Here is a 19760-nt window from a genome sequence, read left to right on the forward strand (position 1 = left end):
ATGTACCAACGGCAAAAACTGCTGTTCGGCAGCGTGTTCGGAGGTGACGAGGTCATGGCCGCGCCGACGGAACCGGCCGTCGGGCCGGGCGGGAGGCGCCGGGCGGGGCAGGCTCCCCCACCCGGGTGCCGAACCAGCCTGAGCCCCGAGCGGCTCGCGCTGGCGGCCATCGCACTCGCCGACGCCGAGGGGTTGGCGGCGGTGTCGATGCGCCGCCTCGCCGCGAGCCTGGGCGTCGGGACGATGACGCTCTACTACCACGTGCGCGACAAGGACGAGCTGCTCGATCTGATGTGGAACGAGTTCCTCGGCGGGCACCTGCTCGACGACATCCCCGCTGACTGGCGCACGGCGCTGACCGAGATCGCCCGGCGGATCCGGCAGTCCTTCCAGCGTCATCCGTGGGCGCTGGGCGTCGCGGTCCGCCCCGCCCTCGGCCCCAACAAGCTGCGCTACCTCGAGCAGTACCTCACCGTCGCATCGCGCATCACCGACGATCCGGACGAACAGCTGCGCATCATCCACTCCGTGAGTGACCTGGTCGTCGGCTGCACGCTGCGCGAACTCGGCGGCCAGGCCTACCGCGACCCGGACGAGCCCGCGGGCGAGCATGCCGATGGTCCTGCGCCGCTGCTGGAACCGCAACCGGGTTTCGACGCGATCGTCGCCGCCGAGGAGCTGCCGCGGCTGCGGTCGCTGCAGACCGCCGGGTGCCGGCTGCTGACGCCCCGCTTCGAGCAGGCCCTGGGCTGGCTGCTCGACGGGATCGAGGCCGCCCATCCGGGGGCCCGGCAGGCCAGCCCGCGTTCCGTCGAGGCGGCCACACCGGCCCCGGACCTCGTGGGCACGGCGGCCACGACCCGGATGCTTCCGAAGAAGGGGGCGTAGCAGCCTTCACGGACACGACCTGAGTAGCTACCGTCGGAGAGGTCGCACGCCGCCGGCCATCCGCGAGTCGCATTCGGGGCACCCACCATGACCGCTCGACTACCTCGCCACGTCGCACCGCTCGCCGCCGGCGAATCCTCGGCGCTCGGGCCCTACCCGCTGCTCGGCCGTCTCGACGCGGGCATCACGGGCATCGTCTACCTGGGCCGCGCGCCGGGCGGCGCACAGGTGGCGATCCGTGCGCTGCACCCGGGCGACGCCCTGCGTGCCGACATGCGGGCCCGCTTCGCGGCGGCTGTCGACCGGGCCGGCGTGCTGTCCGGCCCGCATACCTGCGGTGTGCTCGACGCCGCGCCCGACACGGACCGCCCGTACGTGGTCACCGAGTTCGTCGGCGGGCCGACTCTGGCACGCGAGCTCACCGAGCGGGGGCCGCTGTCCGCCGACGAGATCGACCGGCTCGCCCGCACCCTGCTCGAAACCATCGACGCGGCCCACCACACGGTCGGCGCGCTGGGCGACCTGACGGCCACGGACGTGGTTCTGTCGGTCGTCGGCCCCCGCCTGGTCGACCTGGGGATCGCCGCCGCCCTGCGCCCGCTGCTGCTGTCCACGGCCGCCGCCGGGCACGGGGCCTCGGCCGGACCCGCGGCCGGCGGCGGCTACGTGCCCGGGTACGGCTACGGGCCGGCGGCGGGCGGCTGGGACGGCCCGGCCGCGGACATCGTGGCCTGGGCCGGCATCGTCGACCTGGCCGCCACGGGCAAGGCGTCCGGCTCGGTGGAGCCGGCGGGCCGCGGCGGCTGGCGGCGCGGACAACGGCCCGAGCAAAACGACCCGACCAGCCCCGGGGTGGCTCGCGCGCTGGCCCGGGTGCGGCAGGCCGACGGCGCCTCCTTGCCCGACGTCTCCGAACTGCTGGCCCTGCTTGCCGGCACACGCCCGCGCTCGGGCCGCGCCGGGCGCGATCGCTCCCGCGCGCTCCCCCGCCAGCAGCCCGTCGCACCCGAGCCCCGACGGGGGGTGCGTGGGGACAGGCTCGTGGGTGGGGTCGCCGGGGGCCCGGCGACGGCCCCGTCCCGATCCGGCGGTGGGAGCGGGGAGGCCAGGCCGGCCGGTGGTCGCCACAGCGTGGCCCGCGCGACCAGCCTAGAGGGCGCGCCGGACCGGCGCGGCCCGCAGATCCGGGGTGGTCGGCGAGGCGACACCAGACCCCGCGGCGATGTCGGACCACGCGGCGATGTCGGACCACGAGGGGAGGCTGCCAGGGGCGGCCTACCGGACCTGCCCGGACTTTCCGAGGCCAGCCTCGCGCTGCCCCCGTTGCCGACTCTGCCGCCGCCGCCGGTGCTCCCCCCGTCCCCGTCCCCGTCTCCGGTGCCGGTGCCGTCACCGGCGCAGCGGCCGGCGGGGCGTGGTCCCCGCCGGTTCGCCGCGGCCGACGGCTCGGAGCCGAGTACCGGCCGCAGGCACCCGACGCTGACTCTCCCGCCCGTCCCGGACGCCGCGGCGGGCGGCGACCCCACCCCGTCCGCACGTCCGGCGGCCACGGCGGGAGTGCGGCGGTTGCCACCGAACTCGCCGGGCCCGCAGGAGCAGCGCCGACGCCGTCCGCGGGTCCGCCCGGTCGCCGCGCTCGCGGTGGCGGCGGCGGCCGCGGTCGCGGCGGCGGCGACCGCGGCCGGGCTGGGCGCTTCCAGCGACGACGTGACCACCGGCGCGCAGGCGCCCCTGCACGAGAATCGCTCCGGGGATGGCTCGGCCGGGAGTCGGTCCGCCGACCGGGTCCCGCCCGCGCACCCGCCCGCCGCGCCCGCTCCGGCGGACCCCGCCGACTCCACCGACCCCGTCGCCCCTGCCGATCCCGCAGGCGCTGCCGATCCCGATGGCGCCACCGACCGCGGTGCCCCCGTCGATCCCGCCGGGACGGGCACCGGCGCTGCGACCGGACCCGACGGCGCGGCGGTGCTCGCCCCGACCGAGTACGAGCAGCAGGAGGATCTCGCCGCCGAGGACTTCGCGCTGCACACGTTGCGGCTCGCCGCGGCCGGCCGCGCCGGGGCCGCCGACGTGCCCGGGGCTCCGTCGGCCTCGGCCGGTCGCCAACCCGCGCAGGGCGCCGGGCAGGCCCCGGGCAGCGCCCCGGGCCCTTCCGTCCAGCTGCCCGAGGGGCTCCTCGTCACTCCCCTCACGCCGACCGGACGGCCTGCCGCTCAGCCTCCGGCGTCTCGGGAGACCGCACCGACGGGGCAGCCCGGCGCGACCACGCCGGGCACGGCCGGCACGGACCGCGTCCCGGCGGTCCCGGTGGCCGCCGCGGCGGCACTGCCGGTAGCCGCGGCGGCCCTGCCGGCCGCGAGCGGCGGCGCGGCCCCGGCCGCCCAGCCGCAAGCCCGGAAGCCGGCCCGGCCGCAGGGTCAGAGCCAGGCCCAGACCCGGGCACAGGGCCAGCCCCAGGCACAGACCCAGACCCAGACCCAGACCCAGACGCCGACCCAGACTCAGGCGCAGACTCAGGCGCAGACCCCAGCGCAGCCCCAGACGCAGCCACCGGGCCAGCCGCCCGCCGCCGGTACCTCCTCGGCTGCGCCCAGGAGCGGTCTCACCCCGGTCCAGGTGGGCATCGTCCCGCTCACCCCCCGCTGACGGTGCCGCCGGCCGGGCGGCGAGATCAGTCCTCGGCGCCGGGCTTCGGCGTACGACGCACGGCACCGGCCGGCCAGATGATCTCTACGGCTCGGCGCCGCCGCCGGGCGTAGTCGACGACGTCGGCCGTGCCCCCGTAGCCGCGGGCCGGCCGACCGTCCCAGACCGCGATGAGCCGGTCTGAGGCGTCGACGAGCATCCGGCTCGCCGCCATCAGGCTGGCCAGGTCCGGGGTCGGGCGGTCCTGTCGACGGATCTCGGCGGAGCAGCGCAGCAGCCGGTCGAAGTCCCGGCGGTGCGCGGCGGGTTGGAAGTCGCGGTACCCGTCCGCCGGGATCACGGAGATCAGCCGGCCGCCGAGGGCCAGGATCACGTCGGCGACGATGGTGTCCGCTCCCTCGGCGAGGCAGGTGATCCCGGCGAAGCCCGCGTCGGCGAGAGGCGTGAGCAGCCTGCGCGCCTGCGCGGCCACGTAGCGGGCCTGATCCCCGGTGAGCCCCCGGTGGCCCGTCACGCCGACGACGACCACGCTCAGCCGGCCGCGCCCAGGGCAGCGACCGCCCGGGTCAGTGCGGGGGCCAACGTCCCGTTCGCGACGACCTCGATGCGGTCGAGGCCCAGCCAGCCGGCGAGCGCGGCGAGTTCGGCGGCGAGTTCGGCGGCGACCGCCGCCGGACTGCTCGGATCGGGACCGTCCGACGCGGAGCCGCCAGGATCCGCACCCTCCAGCTCCGCACCCTCCAGCTCCGCACCGCCCAGCTCCCGATCGGCCAACTCCCGATCGGCCAGATCGACACCCTCCGGATCCGCACCGGCGAGCACTCGATCGGCCGCGACGTCCGACGGCCGACCTGCCCGACCTGCCCGACCGGGCCGCCCCGGACGGCGCGGGGCCGGGATGTCCGAGCCGGGATCGGGTTCGTGCCAGGCGGCCGCGACCCGCAGGACCCTCGCCGCCCGGTCCGCCTTGAGGTCGACCCGGGCCGCGAGCCGATCCCCGAGCAGGAAGGGCAGCACGTAGTAGCCGTAGCGCCGCTTCGGCGCGGGCGTGTAAAGCTCCAGGACGACATCCATCCCGAACAGGCGACGGGTGCGGGCACGCTCCCAGACCAGCGGGTCGAAGGGGGACAGCAGGGCACGACCGGCGGCCCGACGGGCGACGGTGAGCCCCGGGCGGGCGTACGCCCGCGCGGACCAGCCGACCACCCCCACCTCCACCAGCTCCCCGTTCTCCACCAGCTCGGCGAGGCGGGGCCTGGCCACCGCGGCGGGCAGCCGGAAGTAGTCGGCGAGGTCACCCGCGGTTGCCACCCCGAGGCGGTCGGCGGCGTGGCCGAGCAGGATCCGGACGGCGTCGTGCGGGTCGGGGGTCGGCAGGCCGAGAACGGCCGGTGGGATCACCCGCTCCGGCAGGTCGTAGAGGCGCTCGAAGGAGGGGCGGCGGCCGGCGACGCAGAGCTGCCCCGTCCACATGAGGTACTCCATGGCCCGCTTGCCGTCCGCCCATCCCCACCAGCCACCACCACCGCGGCCGGGTTCGGCCAGGTCGGCGGCGGCGAGCGGCCCGCGGTCACGGACCTGGGCCAGCGCGTCGGCCACGTAGTCGGCGCGCTCCCGACCGAACGCGGCGATCCCCCGCCACATGCCGTCGCCGGCCAGCGCCGCCGCCGCCCGCCAGCGCAACAGCGGTTCCCAGGCGACCGGGACGAGGGAGGCCTCGTGCGCCCAGTACTCGTAGGCGTACCGCTCGACCCGAACGAGCCGATCGAACATCTCCCGGGAGTACGGTCCCAGCCGCGACCAGCCGGGCAGGTAGTGCGCCCGGGCCAGAACGTTCACCGAGTCGATCTGCACGACCCCGACCTGGGCGAACAGGGCTCGCAGGTGCCGACGATCGAGCCGGCCGGTCGGCCGCGGACGGGCCAGCCCCTGGGCCGCGAGGGCCGCTCGGCGCGCCTGGGATCCGGTCAGCAGCGCCAGCGCGTCGCCCTTCCTCCGCACCGCCATCCACGCCACCCTACGACCCCCGCCCCCCCTGCCGAGGCCCCTGCGGAGATCACCGCGTGGTCCGGGAAGCGGGCCCGATCCCCCGGCGCAGACCAGGAGGCACGATCCGCGGACGCGGGCCGGGAGGCACGGGCCGGGACGCACGGTGCGGCGGGTTTCAGGGGAGCAGGACGACCTTGCCCGTCGTCGCGCGGCCTTCCAGGGCCGCATGTGCCGCGGCGGCCTCGGCCAGCGGGAAGGTCTGCACGGCTGGTACCAGGGTGCCGGCGGCCGCCGCGGCGAGCGCGGCCTCCTCCAGCGCCGCCAGCCCGCCTGGCCGGCGGAACATCCGTGGGCCGAGGACGGAGGCGACGAGCAGTCCACGCTCCGTCACGTCCTCGGTGGTGATGGTGGTGGGCGACCCGGCCGCCCAGCCGAACGTGTAGTAGCGGCCGGCCGGTCCGATCAGTTCCAGGGCGGCGCGGCCGGCGGGGCCGCCCACCCCGTCCAGGGTGACGGTCACGGTGCGGCCGTCGAGGGCGGCCCGGACGGCGTCCGGCCAGTCGGCGAGGGTGTAGTCGACGGCGAGGTCGGCGCCGAGGCGGCGCGCCGCGGCGACCTTCACGGCTCCCCCGGCGATGGCGACGACGGTCGCTCCGACGCCGCGGGCCGCCTGGACGAGCAGGCTGCCGATGCCGCCGGCCGCGGCGGTGATCAGGACGACGTCCTCGGCGGTCAGTTCGGCGACGTCGAGGATGCCGATCGCGGTGCGACCGGTACCGATCATCGCCACGGCGGCGGGGGCGTCGAGGGTGGGCGGGATGGGATGGACGTTGTCCACCTCGCGGACGGCGAGCTGGGCGTACCCCTGGCCGGCCTGGCCGAGATGGGCGACGACCCGCCGGCCGAGCCACCCGTCGTCGACACCCGGCCCGACGGCGTCGACCGTGCCGGCGACCTCCCGCCCCGGGATGGTCGGCAGCTCGGGGCGCTGGAACGGGCCGCCGGCCCAGCCCTGCCGCAGAGTGGTGTCGACCAGGTGCACGCCGGCCGCGGCCACCGCGATGCGCACCTGGCCGGCCGCCGGCACCGGATCGTCGACCTGCTCGTGGCGGAGATTGCTCGCCGGGCCGAACTCGTGCAGCCGGACTGCGTACATGTTCCGTCCTCCAGGTCGCGGTCGGGGCGAGGTGCCCACGGGCTGCCGCCGATGCACCCACGAGGCGGCGCCGGCCCGTCACCGAACGCTAGAACCTGAACTCGGATTGAGGTCAATGACGCTTCCCCGCCAATCCCGCCCGGCGGTCAGCGCTCGCTCGCCCCGTACCAGGCCGGTCGGGCGTGCAGCAGCCACTCGGGGATGAGTTGACGCAGGGTGGCCGGGCGCAGGTCCAGGTCGGGGAGGCTCACGAGGGACGCCGAGACGATGTCGAGGTCGTCGAGCCTGGTGCCGAACTCGCCGGCCCAGGACCGGTCGGCCGCGAAGACGACGTCGAGCACCCCGACCCGCTCGCCGTGCTCGATCGTGGTGCCCTCGAGACAGCCGGCGAACGTGACGTGGTCCAGCTCGATGCCGGCCTGTTCGTCGAGCAGGCGGCGCAAGGCCCCCTGCACCGTCTCCCCGGCCTCGACCCGACCACCGAGCAGGTGGAACCACGTCTGACCGCGTTCGTTGGCGAGCAGGATCCGGTCACCCTCGACGAGCAGCGCGCGGACGTTGATCCGCACCGGCGCCGCGACCGGATCCGTGGGGTCGACGGCCGGACCACCGGCGGTGCTGGTGGCGGTGGCGAACGGGCGAGCGGACGGTGTCACGGGCGCTCCAGGTACGGTGATCGGCGGACGGGGCGACCTTCGCATGGTGCCCCGTCGGGGCGGATGCTTGGGCGCCAACCGGTCATCCCGCCGGGGACGGGTCGGCCGAGGCCACGAACGGGCCGACCCCGCCGCACCGCAGGAGCTCCGCGTAAACGGAAGAAACGCCGCCGAAATCACCGCAAATTCGGGTTGTGCACGTCGAACTCGCCGAAGCTACCGGGCTACCATCACAAGCATGCCGAGATTCCGGATCAGTGAGGCGGCAGCGCTGCTCGGTGTCAGCGACGACACCATCCGCCGATGGGCGGACAGCGGCAGACTGCCAACCGTCCTGGACGACGCCGGTCGCCGAGCGATCGAGGGCGCCAACCTGGCCGAGTTCGCCAAGGATATGGCAGGAGACCAGGGCAGTACAGCGACGCCCGTCGTCGCCGAGTCCGCCCGCAACCGATTTCCCGGGATCATCACCCGGGTCACCCGGGACACGGTGATGGCCCAGGTCGAGATCCAGGCCGGGCCGCACCGGCTGGTCTCCCTGATGAGCCGGGAGGCCGCCGACGAACTCGGGCTCGAACCCGGCGTCCTCGCGGTCGGCGCGGTGAAGTCGACCAACGTCGTCATCGAGATGCCCGACCGCCGCTGACCGCCCGGCGGGCCCGGTCACCCGCTTCGCCACCGTCACCGATGTCACCAGCGAGAGGGGGCCGCGCCGGCGATGACGAGTCCAGGTGACACCTCGGCCCCATGGGCCGTCCCGGACCACGCTCCGGACCGGCGACCCCGCCTGTGGACGCCGGGCCGCACCGCCCGCCGGGAGACCCGCCGCCGGGCGCCGTGGGCGCTGTGGGTGCCCGGGGCGATCGCCGCGTTGTTCCTGCTCCTGCCGCTCGTCGGCCTGCTCGTCCGGGCCCCCTGGTCCGGCCTGCCCGATCTGATCACCAAGCACAGCGTCCGCGAGGCGCTGCTGCTGTCGTTGGAGACCGCCACCGCGGCGACGGCGCTGTCGCTGGTGTTCGGCATTCCGCTTGCCTGGCTGCTGGCCCGGACCAGGTTCCCGGGCCGTTCCCTGCTACGGGCGCTGGTCACGCTGCCGCTGGTGCTGCCGCCCGTCGTCGGCGGGGTGGCGCTGCTGCTGGCGCTCGGCCGGCGCGGCATCGTCGGCCAGCGCCTGGACGACTGGTTCGGGATCACTCTGCCCTTCACCACCGCCGGCGTGGTGGTCGCGCAGACCTTCGTGGCCATGCCCTTCCTCATCGTCTCGGTCGAGGGCGCGCTGAACAGCGCCGATCGCCGCTTCGAGGACGCCGCCGCCACTCTCGGCGCGGACCCCTGGACGACGTTCCGCCGGGTGACCGTCCCGCTGGTCGCGCCCGCCGTCGCCGCCGGAGCCGCGCTGTGCTGGGCCCGCGCCCTCGGCGAGTTCGGCGCGACGATCACCTTCGCCGGCAATTTCCCCGGGACCACCACGACGATGCCGCTGGCCGTCTACCTGGCACTGGAGACGGACACCGACGCCGCCATCGCACTGTCCCTCGTCCTGCTCGCCGTCTGCGTCGCGGTGCTGGTGGCGCTGCGCGCGCGGTGGTTCCCGGGCGCCCGGCGGCTGCTGCGGGGCCGGGCGTCCCGCCCGACACCGGTGACCGTCGGCCCCGAGGGCGGCCTCGGGTGACCGCCGGCACACCGAGGACCGCGGACCTGGGGCCGTCCGAGGGTGGGCCCGAGCCGGCGTCGAAGGCGGGCGGCCTCGATGCCCGGGTGACGGTGCGCCGCGGCCAGTTCGTCCTCGCCGTCGACGTCCAGGTCGCCCGGGGGGAGACGGTCGCCGTCCTCGGCCGCAGCGGAGCCGGCAAGAGCACTCTGCTGCGCACGCTGGCCGGGCTGCTCCCGCTCGACGAGGGCCGAATCACGCTGGCCGGGCAGGTCCTCGATGACCCCGCGCAGCACCGCTTCGTCCCGTCCGAGCGCCGCCCGGTGGGTGTCGTGTTCCAGGACTACCTGCTGTTCCCGCACCTGCGCGCCCGCGACAACGTGGCGTTCGGTCTGCGGGCCCGTCTCGGCCAGAGCCGCCGGCACGCCCGCGACCGGGCGGACTCCTGGCTGGAACGGTTCGGGATCGGCGAACTCGGCGACCGCCGCCCCGGCGCGCTGTCCGGCGGCCAGAGCCAGCGGGTGGCGCTGGCCCGCGCGCTGGCCACGGAGCCCCGCCTGCTGCTGCTCGACGAGCCGCTGGCCGCGCTGGACAGCACCACGCGGGGGGAGGTTCGCACCTTCCTGCGCACGGTCCTGCCGACGTTGTCCGCACCCGTGCTGATCGTCACGCACGACCCGACCGACGCCGAGGTCCTCGCCGACCGCACGATCGCCTTCGAGGCCGGCCACGTGGTGGCGGCCGGAGCCTGACCCCGGCGGTTCGGACACACTCGTCTAGCGGACGCGATCCGCGACCGGCTTCGCACCGCTGCGGCGGACCTCGGCGTCCGGGCCCGGGTACACGAAGCTGACGTGCCCCGTGTCGGACCAACGCACGGCGAACGGCGGGTCGCCCGCGTCCGTCCGCGCCTCGCAGATCTCCCCGAGCCGGTCCGGCGCCCGCGGAATGTGGCTGTGGACCACCAGGGTGTCGCCGGGGTGGGCGTGCAGCGGGGTACGCCGGTGGGCGGGCGCGGCGAAGCCATCCATGCGGACGGCGACCGTCGTGCCCCCGCTTCCGGTGGCCCCGCCCGTCATGGCCGTCGCCGCCGCCATGCCCGTCGCGGTCATGACTGTTGTCGCCGTCATGGCTGCTGTCGCCGTCATGGCGCTCGTCTGCTCCGTCACGACCGGCGCCGCCGCCTCGCGGTGCGGGGCGAACGTCTCCTCGCACAGCGGATGCACCAGATCGGCGATCTCCCGCTCGCTGCGGATCAGCAGATCGTCGACGGAGACCAGACCGACGATGCGCCGGCCGTCCAGCACTGGTAGCCGGCGAATCGCATGATCCCGGAAGATCTCGTAGGCCCGTTCGACGCCCATCCCGGCGGGCACGGTGATGACCTCCGTGGTCATCAGCGCGTCGATCCGGCCGTCCGGCCCGATCCCCCGTGCGACCCCGCGCAGGACGATGTCCCGGTCGGTCACGATGCCGACCAACCGATCCCCGGGGGTCTGCCGATCATCGGCCCGCCGATCCCCGGCCTGTCGATCATCGGCCTGCGGCTCCCCGACCAGCCGGTCCCCGACTTGCCGATCCCCGACTTGCCGATCACTGGCCTGCCGGTCCCTGAGCTGCTGTTCGTCGGTCTGCCGATCATCGTCGACGACGAGCAGGGCGCCGACGCCCGTTCGCCCCATCTTCCGGGCCGCCTCGCTGATCGTCGTGGCTCTCGCCACGGTCACCGGCGGCCCGCTGACCACCGAACCTATGTAGGCCATGCCTGCCCCTCTCGCCCGGCGCCCCGCCCGGGTGGGCCATGCGCTCCCCCTGACGTCGTTCCCCCATTTCGAGGAGCACGCACCCGATTACGCACAGATGCTTGACGAACGAGACAGGTCAGGCCCGGTGTGCATGCCCCAGCAGGGTGAGGTGGTCGACGAACCAGTCCCGGGCGAGCGCGGCCACCCGCTCCAGCGCACCCGGCTCGCCGAAGAGATGCGTCGCGCCCGGCACGATCTCCAGGCGACTCACGCAGCCGGTGAGCCGCTCCCGCGCCCGCCGGTTCAGTTCGAGGACCTGCCCGTCGAGCCCGCCGACGACGAGCAGGGTCGGCGCCCGCACGGCCGGCAGCGCATCCCAGGCCAGGTCCGGCCGCCCGCCCCGGGAGACGACGGCGGCGATGTCGAGGGCCGGGTGCCCGGCGGCCTTGGCCAGGGCCGCGGCCGACAGAGCCGCCGCGGCGCCGGTGCTCGCGCCGAAGTAGCCCAGCGGGAGGGCGGCGGTCGCGGGCACCTCCCGCAGCCACGCGGTCGCGGCAAGCAGGCGCCGGGCGAGCAGGACGATGTCGAACACGTTCCCGACGTCGTGCTCCTCGTCCGGGGTCAGCAGATCGAACAGCAGCGTGGCCAGCCCCGCGGACGCCAGGGTGTCGGCGACGAAGCGGTTGCGCGGGCTGCTGCGGCTGCTGCCGCTGCCGTGCGCGAAGACGACCACCCCGCCCGGCCGGGGGGGCACGCTCAGCCGGCCGGCGAGCCGCACCAGATCGGCGGGAATCGACACCTCCACGACCCGGCCCGCCCCGGGGCCCCCACCGTCGCTGGCACCCTCCGAACGGGCAGCCGCCGAACGGGCAGCCACCGAACGGGCAGCCACCGAACCGTCAGCCTCAGCACGGGCAGCCACCGGGCCTCCCGCCACCGAACCGACACCCTCCGAACGGGCGGCCACCGAACCGGCGCCCTCCGCCTGGACACCCGCCGAGCGGGCACCCTCCTCGCGGGCGGGCTCCTCGCGGACACCCTCCGTGCAGGCTGGCTCCTCGCGGACGGGCTCCGCCGACTCGGTGGCGCGAGGCCCGGCCGCACCCTCCAACCTGCGGGTGGCGGCCCGGCGCAGCAGATCGGTGACCTCCTCGTCCGGTGTCTGATCGAAGTCGGCGTAGAACTCGCCGATCCCGAAGAAGCTCGCCGGCTCCTGGACGCAGATCACCTCGTCGGCCTGCCGGCGCAGCCAGTCGACGCGGTCACGGGCGGCGACAGGGGTGGCGAGCACGACCCGCTGCGCCCCCTGGGCCCGGACGACCTGGCAGGCGGCCAGCGCCGTCGAACCGGTCGCGATCCCGTCGTCGACGATGACCACGGTGCGACCGGCGAGGGGTATCCGCGGCCGACCGTCCCGGAAGCGCCGGGCGCGCCGCTCCAGCTCGGCGGCCTCCCGCGCCTCGACCTCGGCGAACGCTTCCGGACCGACGTCGGCCAGCCGCCGGGTTTCCTCGTTGACGACCCGCACCCCGCCCTCGGCGATCGCGCCCATGGCGAGCTCGGGCTGGAACGGAACACCGATCTTGCGGACGAGGACCACGTCCAGTGGCGCGGCCAGGGCCCGCGCCACCTCATACCCGACGGGGACCCCGCCGCGGGGCAGCCCCACGACGACGACGTCCTGGCCACGCAGGTGGGCCAGCCGGTCGCCGAGCTGCCGGCCCGCGTCCACACGAGTGTTGAAGATCACGGCGCTCTCACCGTCCCCCGATCGGACTGGACGTCTGTGTCGTCGTGATTCCCGGGAAGGCCAGGTTCGATCCGTCCCTGGGCCACATCCGCACCACCCGATCGGGCCCCACCGAGTCCGACGCCCGCGGGGCGGCGCCACCAACCCGGTATCCCCCGGTCGGACCCCCAGCGCCGATCGGCGCTCCTCCCACCGAGCGAGGTGATCCCCGACCCGGTGCCAAACGCCAGCCGCCTTGCCAGGCTGGCATGGGGGTCCCCGCCCGCGAGACGGCCGCACGATCGGCCGTACCTGCTCCAACACGGTCGGCGACGAGGCCCGGTCCGCCCTGGCCCCCTGCCGCAGCCGGCCCGCCGGGCGCCGACCGCTGACCGCCCGCCGGCGGGCAGTCGACCGAGCGTCGGCCGGCGGGGGCCACGGCACCCGCCGGAACTGCGCGGACGGGCACGGCCGCGGAGTCCTCGCCGCCGGGTCCGGAAACCGCCGGGCCGACGGGATGCCCCACCGGAACCGTTACGGGAGGACCGCCGGGAGACGCCCGGCACGGCCGCCCGAGCACCCCGCCCGGCCTCGTCCCGGTCAGCCCCGAACCGCCCACCGGGTGTCCGCGAGCCGGCGCCCGAATCGGCCCCCATGCATAATGGAGAGGTGACGCTCCGTTTGCAGCACAGCGCCGCCCCTCACTGGGCGTGGCGAGTGGTCTGTCGTCCCGGGAGCTGTCCGTGTTGTCCCAGCCCTCGCGCCCACTAAGGCTCGCCGCCAGCGTGACGAGCCGGTCGGCCCGCTAGTTTCAGGGCCGGCCCGGGTGCGAGGGGCCTCGGAGTTCGGTGCATCGAACCTGGGCGCAGGACCATTCTGACCGGCGGGCCGATTCCCGCTGATCGTCCGCCGTCCCGGTCACCGGCCCCGCAACGAGCCGGCCGCGCCCCTGACCGCCACCTCCGGTCGAGATGGCGAGAGGCACCGCTCCGCCATCTCCCACCGAACGCGGGCATCCGGCGTTCGCCGAGGTCCCCAAGGATCCGCGACGCACTGCAGGCGACGTCGACCGATCAGTCTTCGGATCGGCTCAACGGTGGCCTGCCGCGCGCGATGTCCCGGCCCAGGTCCGGCCGGCAGCTCGCCGATCCTCCGGTGGGAGTCCCCCGACGTGCGTATCGATCAGGAAGGCAGCATCCGCCGTGTCCTTCGAGGCGTGGATGGCCCGTCTGCGGGACGAGGGATACCTCGTCTGCCCGGGCAGCTCCGCGGTACCGGTCGAGATACGAGGCGTCCACCCGGACGGAGTCGGCCTGCACTTCCGTTGCCGGGGCACGTCCGTCCGGCTCGCCGTGTACCGGCCCGGTCGGGCGGCGTGGCAGGTAGCCGTCCGCGATGAGGGATGGTGCCCCGAGGAGGCCCTGCAACTGTGGGCCCACCGTCCCCTCGACGGTTCACCGCCGCCCGCCGACGCGCGGCTGGCCTTCCCCGGCGGCGCCGGGCCGGACCAGGAACTCGTCGTCGACGGCGCCCGCGCCTGGGGCTGGTCCCGCCACGAGGCGGGCCTGCTGCGACCGACCGCCGCCGCTTACCTGTTCGACCACCTCCTCGCGACCCTCCTCGGCTCCGGGGCACAGCAGGCCCCCGGCATTCGCGACCATCGCGGCTGGGCCAGCCCCGATCGTCCCGTCGGCCCCGGCGCGACGCCCGCCCGCACAGGCTCCCCGGCGCGGCGTCCAGGCGCCCCGCTCCGGGCCGGCACCACTGTCCCGGCGGGCGCGGCTGTCCCGGCAGCCGCGGCTGTCCCGATTGGCGCCGCGGAGCACCCCGGCCGCCGAGCGGACTTCACCGAGGTGGCCCTCCCCGCCGCCCGCTCCAAGGCGCGCTCCGAGTCCGGCAGCGAGGCCCGTTCCGAGGCCCACAGCGACCGCACGGTCCCGATCGGCTGACCCGCGCTCCGGACCGGCAGATGGACGGCGAGGCACTCCGACCGGGGGTGGTCGTCACATGGTCCTCGCCGTCCTGTAAGCTTCAGTTACTTCCAGGGGGTGTAGCTCAGCCTGGTAGAGCGCCTCCCTCGCACGGAGGAGGCCAGGGGTTCGAGTCCCCTCACCTCCACAGATACTCGCAGGTCAGGGCCTTGATCGGGACAATCCGATCAGGGCTTTTGATCATTTGTCCGCCATTCGTCCGTGGGACTGGACGTCACCCGGCGGCAGCCAACGGCACGGAACAACTGTGATCTACCACACAGAAGATGCCAGTCGCTGCGGTCTGCCCGCCGCAGGCTCGGGCGTGCCGCCAGTCAGCCGGTCACGGGCTACCGGGTTGACGAAGCGGCGAGGCGCCTCGACATCCAGCCCCACCTGGCACTTCCCGGAAACAGAGGCGGTCACCGGTGCGGGCCGGTAAGACTGATCCCGACGCGAACCGCGGGGGTTGGCAACCGGGTGAGGGGGCGGCCAGATGGGTATCGGTGAAGAGATTCGGGCACGTCGCCTCGGCGGCGCCCGCATCTCCGCGCAGCGGATATTCACCGACCGGCTTTCCGAGGCGGAGGCGTTCGCCGGCAAGGTCGACCAGTTGCGGCAACTGCGGGCAGAGCATCCGGACGTGACCCTGGATTTCGGCGCTGCCCGTCGCAACGTCCTCGCCTTCTACGGCGACGGGGGGATAGGGAAGACGAGCCTGAGCCGTGAGCTGGAGCGTCGATTCCTCGCCGCCGACCGGAAGAACCGCCAGGCCGTCCGCATCGACTTTTCCGAGCCGGCCGCCCGCGATCCCGAACTCTACATTCTGCACCTGCGGGCCGGCCTCGCTCCACTCAAGGACTTCCCGGCGTTCGACACCGGCCTGGCCCTGTACTGGGCGCGCCAGAATCCTGGGGTCGCGCTCGCCGACTTTATCGCGCACCAGTCGTCGCTGGGGACGGCCGCCCAGCGGCAGCGTTTCGCCCGCGAGCTGTCGGAATTCACACAGAGCGTCCTCGACAACGCGGGCCTGGTCGTCGGGGGCGCCAGCCGGGCGGCACGGTTCGCCTGGCGGCAGATCCAGAACTCACGGGTTGTGCGGGATCTGCGGAAGAACTGCCCGTTCTTCGAGGCCTGCGCGACCGAGCAGGACACCGAACAGCTGCGCCTACACCTCCCGCTGCTGCTGGCCTGGGACCTCATGCGCATCCAAGCCAAGCACAGCACCGGCATAGCGATCTTCCTCGACACGTTCGAGCATGTGTCGGGCCAGCGGCGTTCGGCTCGGCTCGGTGATCTCGAAGACAGCGTGGTCCGCAGCGCCTTCTTCCTGCCGACGTCGATGTTCGTCATCACCTCCCGTCGCCGGCTGGACTGGGCCGCCGACATCCGCTCACCGTCGTTGGAGTTCTGCGGGCCGACGGTGTGGCCCGGACTGACCGACGGTCCCGCATCCGACCAGCATCGCGTCGGGATGCTCAGCGCCGAGGACAGCGCGGACTACCTCGAGCACTGCCTGGCCGACGACGCCGGGGAGCCGGTCATTCCCGCCGCGCTACGACGCGAGGTCGCCCGGCTGTCCGAAGGCATGCCGCTCTATCTCGACGTCGCCTGCAACCACTACCTGGCGCTGCTCGGCCGCGGGCACACACCGGCCGTCAGCGACTTCGCCGGCGGGCTGCCCCAGATCGTGATGCGCCTGATGGAGGACCTCGACGATCCGCAGTCCGATCTGCTGCGCGCCGCCGCGTTGCTGCGCGTCTTCGACCGGCGCACGCTGCGCGTCGCGCTACCCGAGCTCCGCTCCTCCGCGGTCGAACACTTCCTCGACCGCAGCTTCGTCCTGCACCGCGAGGACGACATCTTCTCCATCCACGAACTGCTGCAGGCCTCCGTCCGACTGCAGGACTCCTTCACCGCCAACCCGTGGTCCGCCGAGGAATGGGCCGCTGTCGCCGGCCGCCTGGTCGCCTACTGGTCCGCGCTGTTCGACGATCCCGACTCCGCGCTCTGGCAGGACCGCCGGACGCAGGCCCTGGCCTTCTGGCAGCTCGTCGGGCTGTACAGCACGCTCGGGACCAGCATCCCCGAGCTGGCGTACATCATCATGCAGGTCCAGCTCCGCGGAGTCTGGGCCACTATCGACGCCGGCCGCGACCAACCCGAGGCTCTGCTCACCGAGCCCGGCCGGAGCCTGCTCACCCTGCTCGACGGGATGATGGAACGCCAGATCGGCGACCTCCAGCGCACCATCGACCTTCTCGCACCGTTCAGCACCGACTCGCCGCAGCCGATCGAGAACAACCTGCGGCGCCTGGCCCTGTACTACCTCGGCGAGACCTACGACCTGCGTGGCGGTGGTGATGCCGCCGCCACTTTCCAGACCCTCGCCACCGGGCACGACGACCGCCTCGCCCACGAAGCCCTCATCGCCCTGGCCCACTCCCGATCACGCGACGGCGACAACGTGGCCGCGCTCGCCCTCGCGCAGCGCTTCGACCCGGACCTCCGCGACGGGGAACTGCGCTACCGCCTCCACGAACTCCTCGGCCACATCTGGTGGTGCGCCGGCGCGTTCGACCGCGCGGCCCACCACTTCGCCCTCACCCGGCAGACGGCCGAGGAGCAGGACTCACCGTTGCTGCTCGCGCTCGCCCGGCGCCACCTGGCCCTCGCCCAGTGCTGGAGCAATCCCATGCTCGTCCTCGCCGAGATCGACGAAACCGAGCAGCTCAACCGCGACCTCGGCCTGCCTCCCGGCATCGCGCAGTGCCAGATGTCCCGCGCCACGGCCCTCATCGGCCAGGCTCCGCTCGCGACCGTTGACGAGCTCCTTGGCGCCGCCACCGACACCTTCACCGCCGGGGGCTACCTGGACGACGCCATCGGCCCGGTTGCCATCGGAGTGTTCGCCGCCGCCGCCCACGGCGATCTCGAGCTCGCCAATGCCCGCAAGGCCGTGCTGTTCGAGCGGGCCGAAGGCCGCCGCGTCCGCCACTGGCTCGCCGCCGCCGACATCTGGACCCTCGGCGCGGACCCCCACGGCCGAGTCACCTGGCCCGAGGGGACAGAAGTCAGTGTCGCCGCCTGGACGGCGCCACTGCTCGCCCGGCGACGGTGAGACGCCACCGCTACCGGGTGCGGTCCCGTTCGGCTGCCGCGCTGCCATACAGGTGGTGCAGCCAGTTGTAGTGGAACAACCCGCCATCGACCCGAACATCCGTCCCGGTCACATAACCGGCCTGCTCTGAACACAACCAGGCGATGACCTTCGCGACGTCCTCCGGCTCACCCACCCGCCCCAGCGCCACCAGCGCCGCGCTGCGCTCCCGGTGGGCCTGCGCCTCCTCAGTCGGAACCTGGCCCGTGTCGATCGCCCCCGGCGACACCGCATTCACCCGGATCCCGGCCGGACCGAGCTCCACCGCCAGCTCCTGCATCAACATCGCCAGCGCCGCCTTGCTCATCGAATAGTCCGGACACATCCGCACCCGCGACGCATGCAGCGACAAATTGAACACGATCGACCCGCGCACGCTCCGGGCCAGCATGTGATCCACCACCGCGCGGGTCACCGCCCACGACCCGACGATGTTCGTCTGCAGCACCCGAGCGGCATCGGCCACCGGCAGTTCCAGAAACGACCGGCCGTCCATGACCCCGACGTTGTTCACCAACACCCCGACACGAACATCTTCGGGGAGCGTCGCGAGGACGTCGGAGTTCACGGCGGCGAGGTCGTGCTCCACAAGCAGCGAGCCCGCAGGCAGATCCGCCGCTTCCAACGCGCCGCGGTCCCGGTCGACCGCCACGATCTTGTAGCCGTCGGCGGCGAGCGCCTGCGCCGTCGCCAGGCCGATCCCATGACCCGCGCCGGTCACCACCGCGGCAGACACTGAAGCATCATCGATGGACACAGGTGCCGATCCTAGAAGTACCACTCGGTGCGAGACGGTAGCCCTACGGCTCCACCCCGACAAACCTCGCCAGCTCCGCCAGCCCCGATTGCTTCGCCCGCCGCACACTTGTCGCGTCCAGCAGGTCCGTGAGGATGTGGTGGGCCAGCTTCTGGTGCTTCAGCCACTCCGGCGTCAGCTGGCGGATGTCCTGTACCGCCCGGATCGCCCCCGGGTAGTCCCGGGTCGCCGTCCGGGCTTCCGCCACTGCCAGCACGTGCCGGGTCCAGGTTGCCAGCGGCAGGTTCTCGTCCCGCGCTACCCCCTGGGCCAGTCGCAGCGCCTGGGGTGCGTCGCCTGCCGTCATAGCGTTCTCCACCGCCATCGCGTCCACGCTCACCGGGCTGAAAGCCGCCCAGTACCGCGCGAAGTCCAGGCGCTCATCCGCCACCCGGACCGCCGAGGCCCGGGCAATCGACAGCAGCTCCTTGGCCCGGGCCGGGCGGTTGTTGCGCGCCGCCGCTGCTGATGCCCCCTTCAGCAGCCGCCCCCAGACCGCCAGGTGCGTGGGCGACGCCGAGGCAATCGACGGCTCAATCGCTTCCGCCGCCCGCACACAGATGTCTTCCGCATCCCCGAACCGGCCCTGACGGATGAACGCCCAGCGGTAGCGATCTACCGCGCTCGCCGCCAGCACCGGGTCGCCCGCGGCCTCCGCCGCCTGGGTCGCCTGCCGCACCGCCTCGCAGGCCAAGTCCTCGTGCCGCAGCTGCATCAACACCGAGGCCGTCATCATCAAAGCCTGGGCCAGATACTGCCGGGCCGTCGCCTGCTCCTCGTTCGCGTACATGCCGGCCGCCGCAGTGAGGTCCGAGACCAGCTCCGGCAGCGCCTGCACCGCCTCCAGGTACCGCGCCTGGTGGTAGGCCCGCGTCACCGCCAGCACCCGCCCCCGTAGCGACGCAAGCAGCAGACTCGGCCCCTCCGCCCGGCTCGCCGCCGGACCCGGCACCAACATCCGCCGCAGCGGCAGCACCGCCAGGTCTCCCGCGTCCATGACCGGACCCTCCCGCGCCTCCAGGAACGTGGCCGTCGGCACCGCCAAGGCCCGAGCCAAAGCGTGCAGCGAACTCAGCCGTACCCCATCTTTGGAGCCTGCCTCCAGTTTGCAGACTAAATCCACCGATACGCCAGCCGCTTCCGCCAGCTCCGCCTGCGTCAGCGACCGGCGCCGCCGGACCTGCGCCACCCGCGATCCCAGCGCCCAGCTCTCCATTCCCGTGGCCACCGCCAAATCCTGGACGTTCCGTCATGGTAGCTACGCACAGTAACCCCATCATATGGCGCCACGTCCGTTCCGGGGCCATTCGACCCGTCCCAAGCTTTCCCCATGCGCGGAACAGAGGCCATGCCGTGGCATCGGCCCCAAAACGC

Annotated in this window: 15 protein-coding genes and 1 tRNA gene; 8 read left to right on the forward strand and 8 right to left on the reverse strand. The window is 74.0% G+C overall.

All coding sequences use genetic code 11. The annotated features are described in order from the left end of the window. Together FRAAL_RS27515 and FRAAL_RS27520 are read left to right on the forward strand one after the other, a co-directional pair. A complete protein-coding gene (locus FRAAL_RS27515; protein ID WP_011607353.1) occupies nt 1-888 on the forward strand; it encodes a TetR/AcrR family transcriptional regulator in 888 nt (295 codons plus the stop codon). Nucleotides 889-975: 87 nt separating this feature from the next. After that, nucleotides 976-3534 (forward strand): hypothetical protein, encoded by a 2559-nt coding sequence (locus tag FRAAL_RS27520; RefSeq protein WP_011607354.1) that lies wholly within the window; start codon nt 976-978, stop codon nt 3532-3534. Between the two features lie 25 nt (nt 3535-3559). Here the strand turns inward: FRAAL_RS27520 and FRAAL_RS27525 are convergent, their stop codons facing one another. The 4 genes from FRAAL_RS27525 to FRAAL_RS27540 all read right to left on the reverse strand — a co-directional run bounded on the left by FRAAL_RS27525 (nt 3560) and on the right by FRAAL_RS27540 (nt 7335). Then, complete coding sequence (locus FRAAL_RS27525; protein ID WP_011607355.1) at nt 3560-4063, reverse strand: hypothetical protein; 504 nt, start codon at nt 4061-4063, stop codon at nt 3560-3562. Between the two features lie 2 nt (nt 4064-4065). Continuing rightward, nucleotides 4066-5541 carry a winged helix-turn-helix domain-containing protein gene (locus tag FRAAL_RS27530; RefSeq protein ID WP_050997267.1) on the reverse strand — a complete coding sequence of 492 codons (1476 nt, stop codon included), beginning with the start codon at nt 5539-5541 and terminating at the stop codon, nt 4066-4068. 157 nt (nt 5542-5698) lie between these two features. Then, nucleotides 5699-6679 (reverse strand): zinc-binding dehydrogenase, encoded by a 981-nt coding sequence (locus FRAAL_RS27535; RefSeq protein ID WP_011607357.1) that lies wholly within the window; start codon nt 6677-6679, stop codon nt 5699-5701. 146 nt (nt 6680-6825) lie between these two features. Beyond that, the gene (locus FRAAL_RS27540; protein WP_011607358.1) at nt 6826-7335 is read right to left on the reverse strand and encodes an NUDIX hydrolase; all 510 of its coding nucleotides are present in this window, start codon (nt 7333-7335) and stop codon (nt 6826-6828) included. A 238-nt stretch (nt 7336-7573) separates the two neighbouring features. Between FRAAL_RS27540 and FRAAL_RS27545 the strand changes: the two genes are divergently transcribed. The 3 genes from FRAAL_RS27545 (at nt 7574) to FRAAL_RS27555 (ending at nt 9738) form a co-directional block, all read left to right on the forward strand. After that, the gene (locus FRAAL_RS27545; protein ID WP_011607359.1) at nt 7574-7981 is read left to right on the forward strand and encodes a TOBE domain-containing protein; all 408 of its coding nucleotides are present in this window, start codon (nt 7574-7576) and stop codon (nt 7979-7981) included. A 72-nt stretch (nt 7982-8053) separates the two neighbouring features. Continuing rightward, nucleotides 8054-9007: an ABC transporter permease gene (locus FRAAL_RS27550; RefSeq protein WP_011607360.1), complete on the forward strand. Its 954-nt coding sequence runs from the start codon at nt 8054-8056 to the stop codon at nt 9005-9007. Then, on the forward strand, nt 9004-9738 hold the full coding sequence (locus tag FRAAL_RS27555; RefSeq protein ID WP_041939866.1) for an ABC transporter ATP-binding protein: 735 nt from the start codon (nt 9004-9006) through the stop codon (nt 9736-9738). Before FRAAL_RS27550 ends, FRAAL_RS27555 begins: the two co-directional genes overlap by 4 nt. A gap of 24 nt (nt 9739-9762) precedes the next feature. On the opposite strand, the gene FRAAL_RS27560 is transcribed toward FRAAL_RS27555, so the two are convergent. Together FRAAL_RS27560 and FRAAL_RS35360 are read right to left on the reverse strand one after the other, a co-directional pair. Then, entirely contained in the window at nt 9763-10749 is a 987-nt protein-coding gene (locus FRAAL_RS27560) for a DUF1918 domain-containing protein (RefSeq protein WP_055749335.1), read from the reverse strand. 118 nt (nt 10750-10867) lie between these two features. Beyond that, nucleotides 10868-12481: a phosphoribosyltransferase family protein gene (locus FRAAL_RS35360; RefSeq protein WP_041939867.1), complete on the reverse strand. Its 1614-nt coding sequence runs from the start codon at nt 12479-12481 to the stop codon at nt 10868-10870. Between the two features lie 1181 nt (nt 12482-13662). Between FRAAL_RS35360 and FRAAL_RS27570 the strand changes: the two genes are divergently transcribed. The 3 genes from FRAAL_RS27570 (at nt 13663) to FRAAL_RS27580 (ending at nt 17551) form a co-directional block, all read left to right on the forward strand. Then, complete coding sequence (locus FRAAL_RS27570; RefSeq protein ID WP_041939868.1) at nt 13663-14409, forward strand: hypothetical protein; 747 nt, start codon at nt 13663-13665, stop codon at nt 14407-14409. A gap of 95 nt (nt 14410-14504) precedes the next feature. Next, a tRNA-Ala gene (locus FRAAL_RS27575) sits at nt 14505-14578 on the forward strand. A gap of 348 nt (nt 14579-14926) precedes the next feature. Then, a complete protein-coding gene (locus FRAAL_RS27580) occupies nt 14927-17551 on the forward strand; it encodes a tetratricopeptide repeat protein (protein ID WP_011607365.1) in 2625 nt (874 codons plus the stop codon). Nucleotides 17552-17561: 10 nt separating this feature from the next. Here FRAAL_RS27580 and FRAAL_RS27585 read toward each other — a convergent pair whose 3' ends face one another. Together FRAAL_RS27585 and FRAAL_RS27590 are read right to left on the reverse strand one after the other, a co-directional pair. Next, nucleotides 17562-18326 (reverse strand): SDR family NAD(P)-dependent oxidoreductase, encoded by a 765-nt coding sequence (locus tag FRAAL_RS27585; RefSeq protein ID WP_050997268.1) that lies wholly within the window; start codon nt 18324-18326, stop codon nt 17562-17564. Between the two features lie 64 nt (nt 18327-18390). Next, nucleotides 18391-19614 (reverse strand): helix-turn-helix domain-containing protein, encoded by a 1224-nt coding sequence (locus FRAAL_RS27590; protein WP_231861381.1) that lies wholly within the window; start codon nt 19612-19614, stop codon nt 18391-18393. Nucleotides 19615-19760: the final 146 nt, after the last annotated feature.

It is taken from the genome of Frankia alni ACN14a (genome assembly GCF_000058485.1).
Taxonomy (GTDB): domain Bacteria; phylum Actinomycetota; class Actinomycetes; order Frankiales; family Frankiaceae; genus Frankia; species Frankia alni.

Excerpts from the sequence above, each read along its gene's own strand:
- FRAAL_RS27550 (WP_011607360.1), top strand. The coding sequence starts at position 8,054 with ATGACGAGTCCAGGTGACACCTCGGCCCCATGGGCCGTCCCGGACCAC.
- FRAAL_RS27560 (WP_055749335.1), bottom strand. The coding sequence starts at position 10,749 with ATGGCCTACATAGGTTCGGTGGTCAGCGGGCCGCCGGTGACCGTGGCG.
- FRAAL_RS27520 (WP_011607354.1), top strand. The coding sequence starts at position 976 with ATGACCGCTCGACTACCTCGCCACGTCGCACCGCTCGCCGCCGGCGAA.
- FRAAL_RS27535 (WP_011607357.1), bottom strand. The coding sequence starts at position 6,679 with ATGTACGCAGTCCGGCTGCACGAGTTCGGCCCGGCGAGCAATCTCCGC.
- FRAAL_RS27545 (WP_011607359.1), top strand. The coding sequence starts at position 7,574 with ATGCCGAGATTCCGGATCAGTGAGGCGGCAGCGCTGCTCGGTGTCAGC.
- FRAAL_RS27580 (WP_011607365.1), top strand. The coding sequence starts at position 14,927 with ATGGGTATCGGTGAAGAGATTCGGGCACGTCGCCTCGGCGGCGCCCGC.
- FRAAL_RS27530 (WP_050997267.1), bottom strand. The coding sequence starts at position 5,541 with ATGGCGGTGCGGAGGAAGGGCGACGCGCTGGCGCTGCTGACCGGATCC.
- FRAAL_RS27515 (WP_011607353.1), top strand. The coding sequence starts at position 1 with ATGTACCAACGGCAAAAACTGCTGTTCGGCAGCGTGTTCGGAGGTGAC.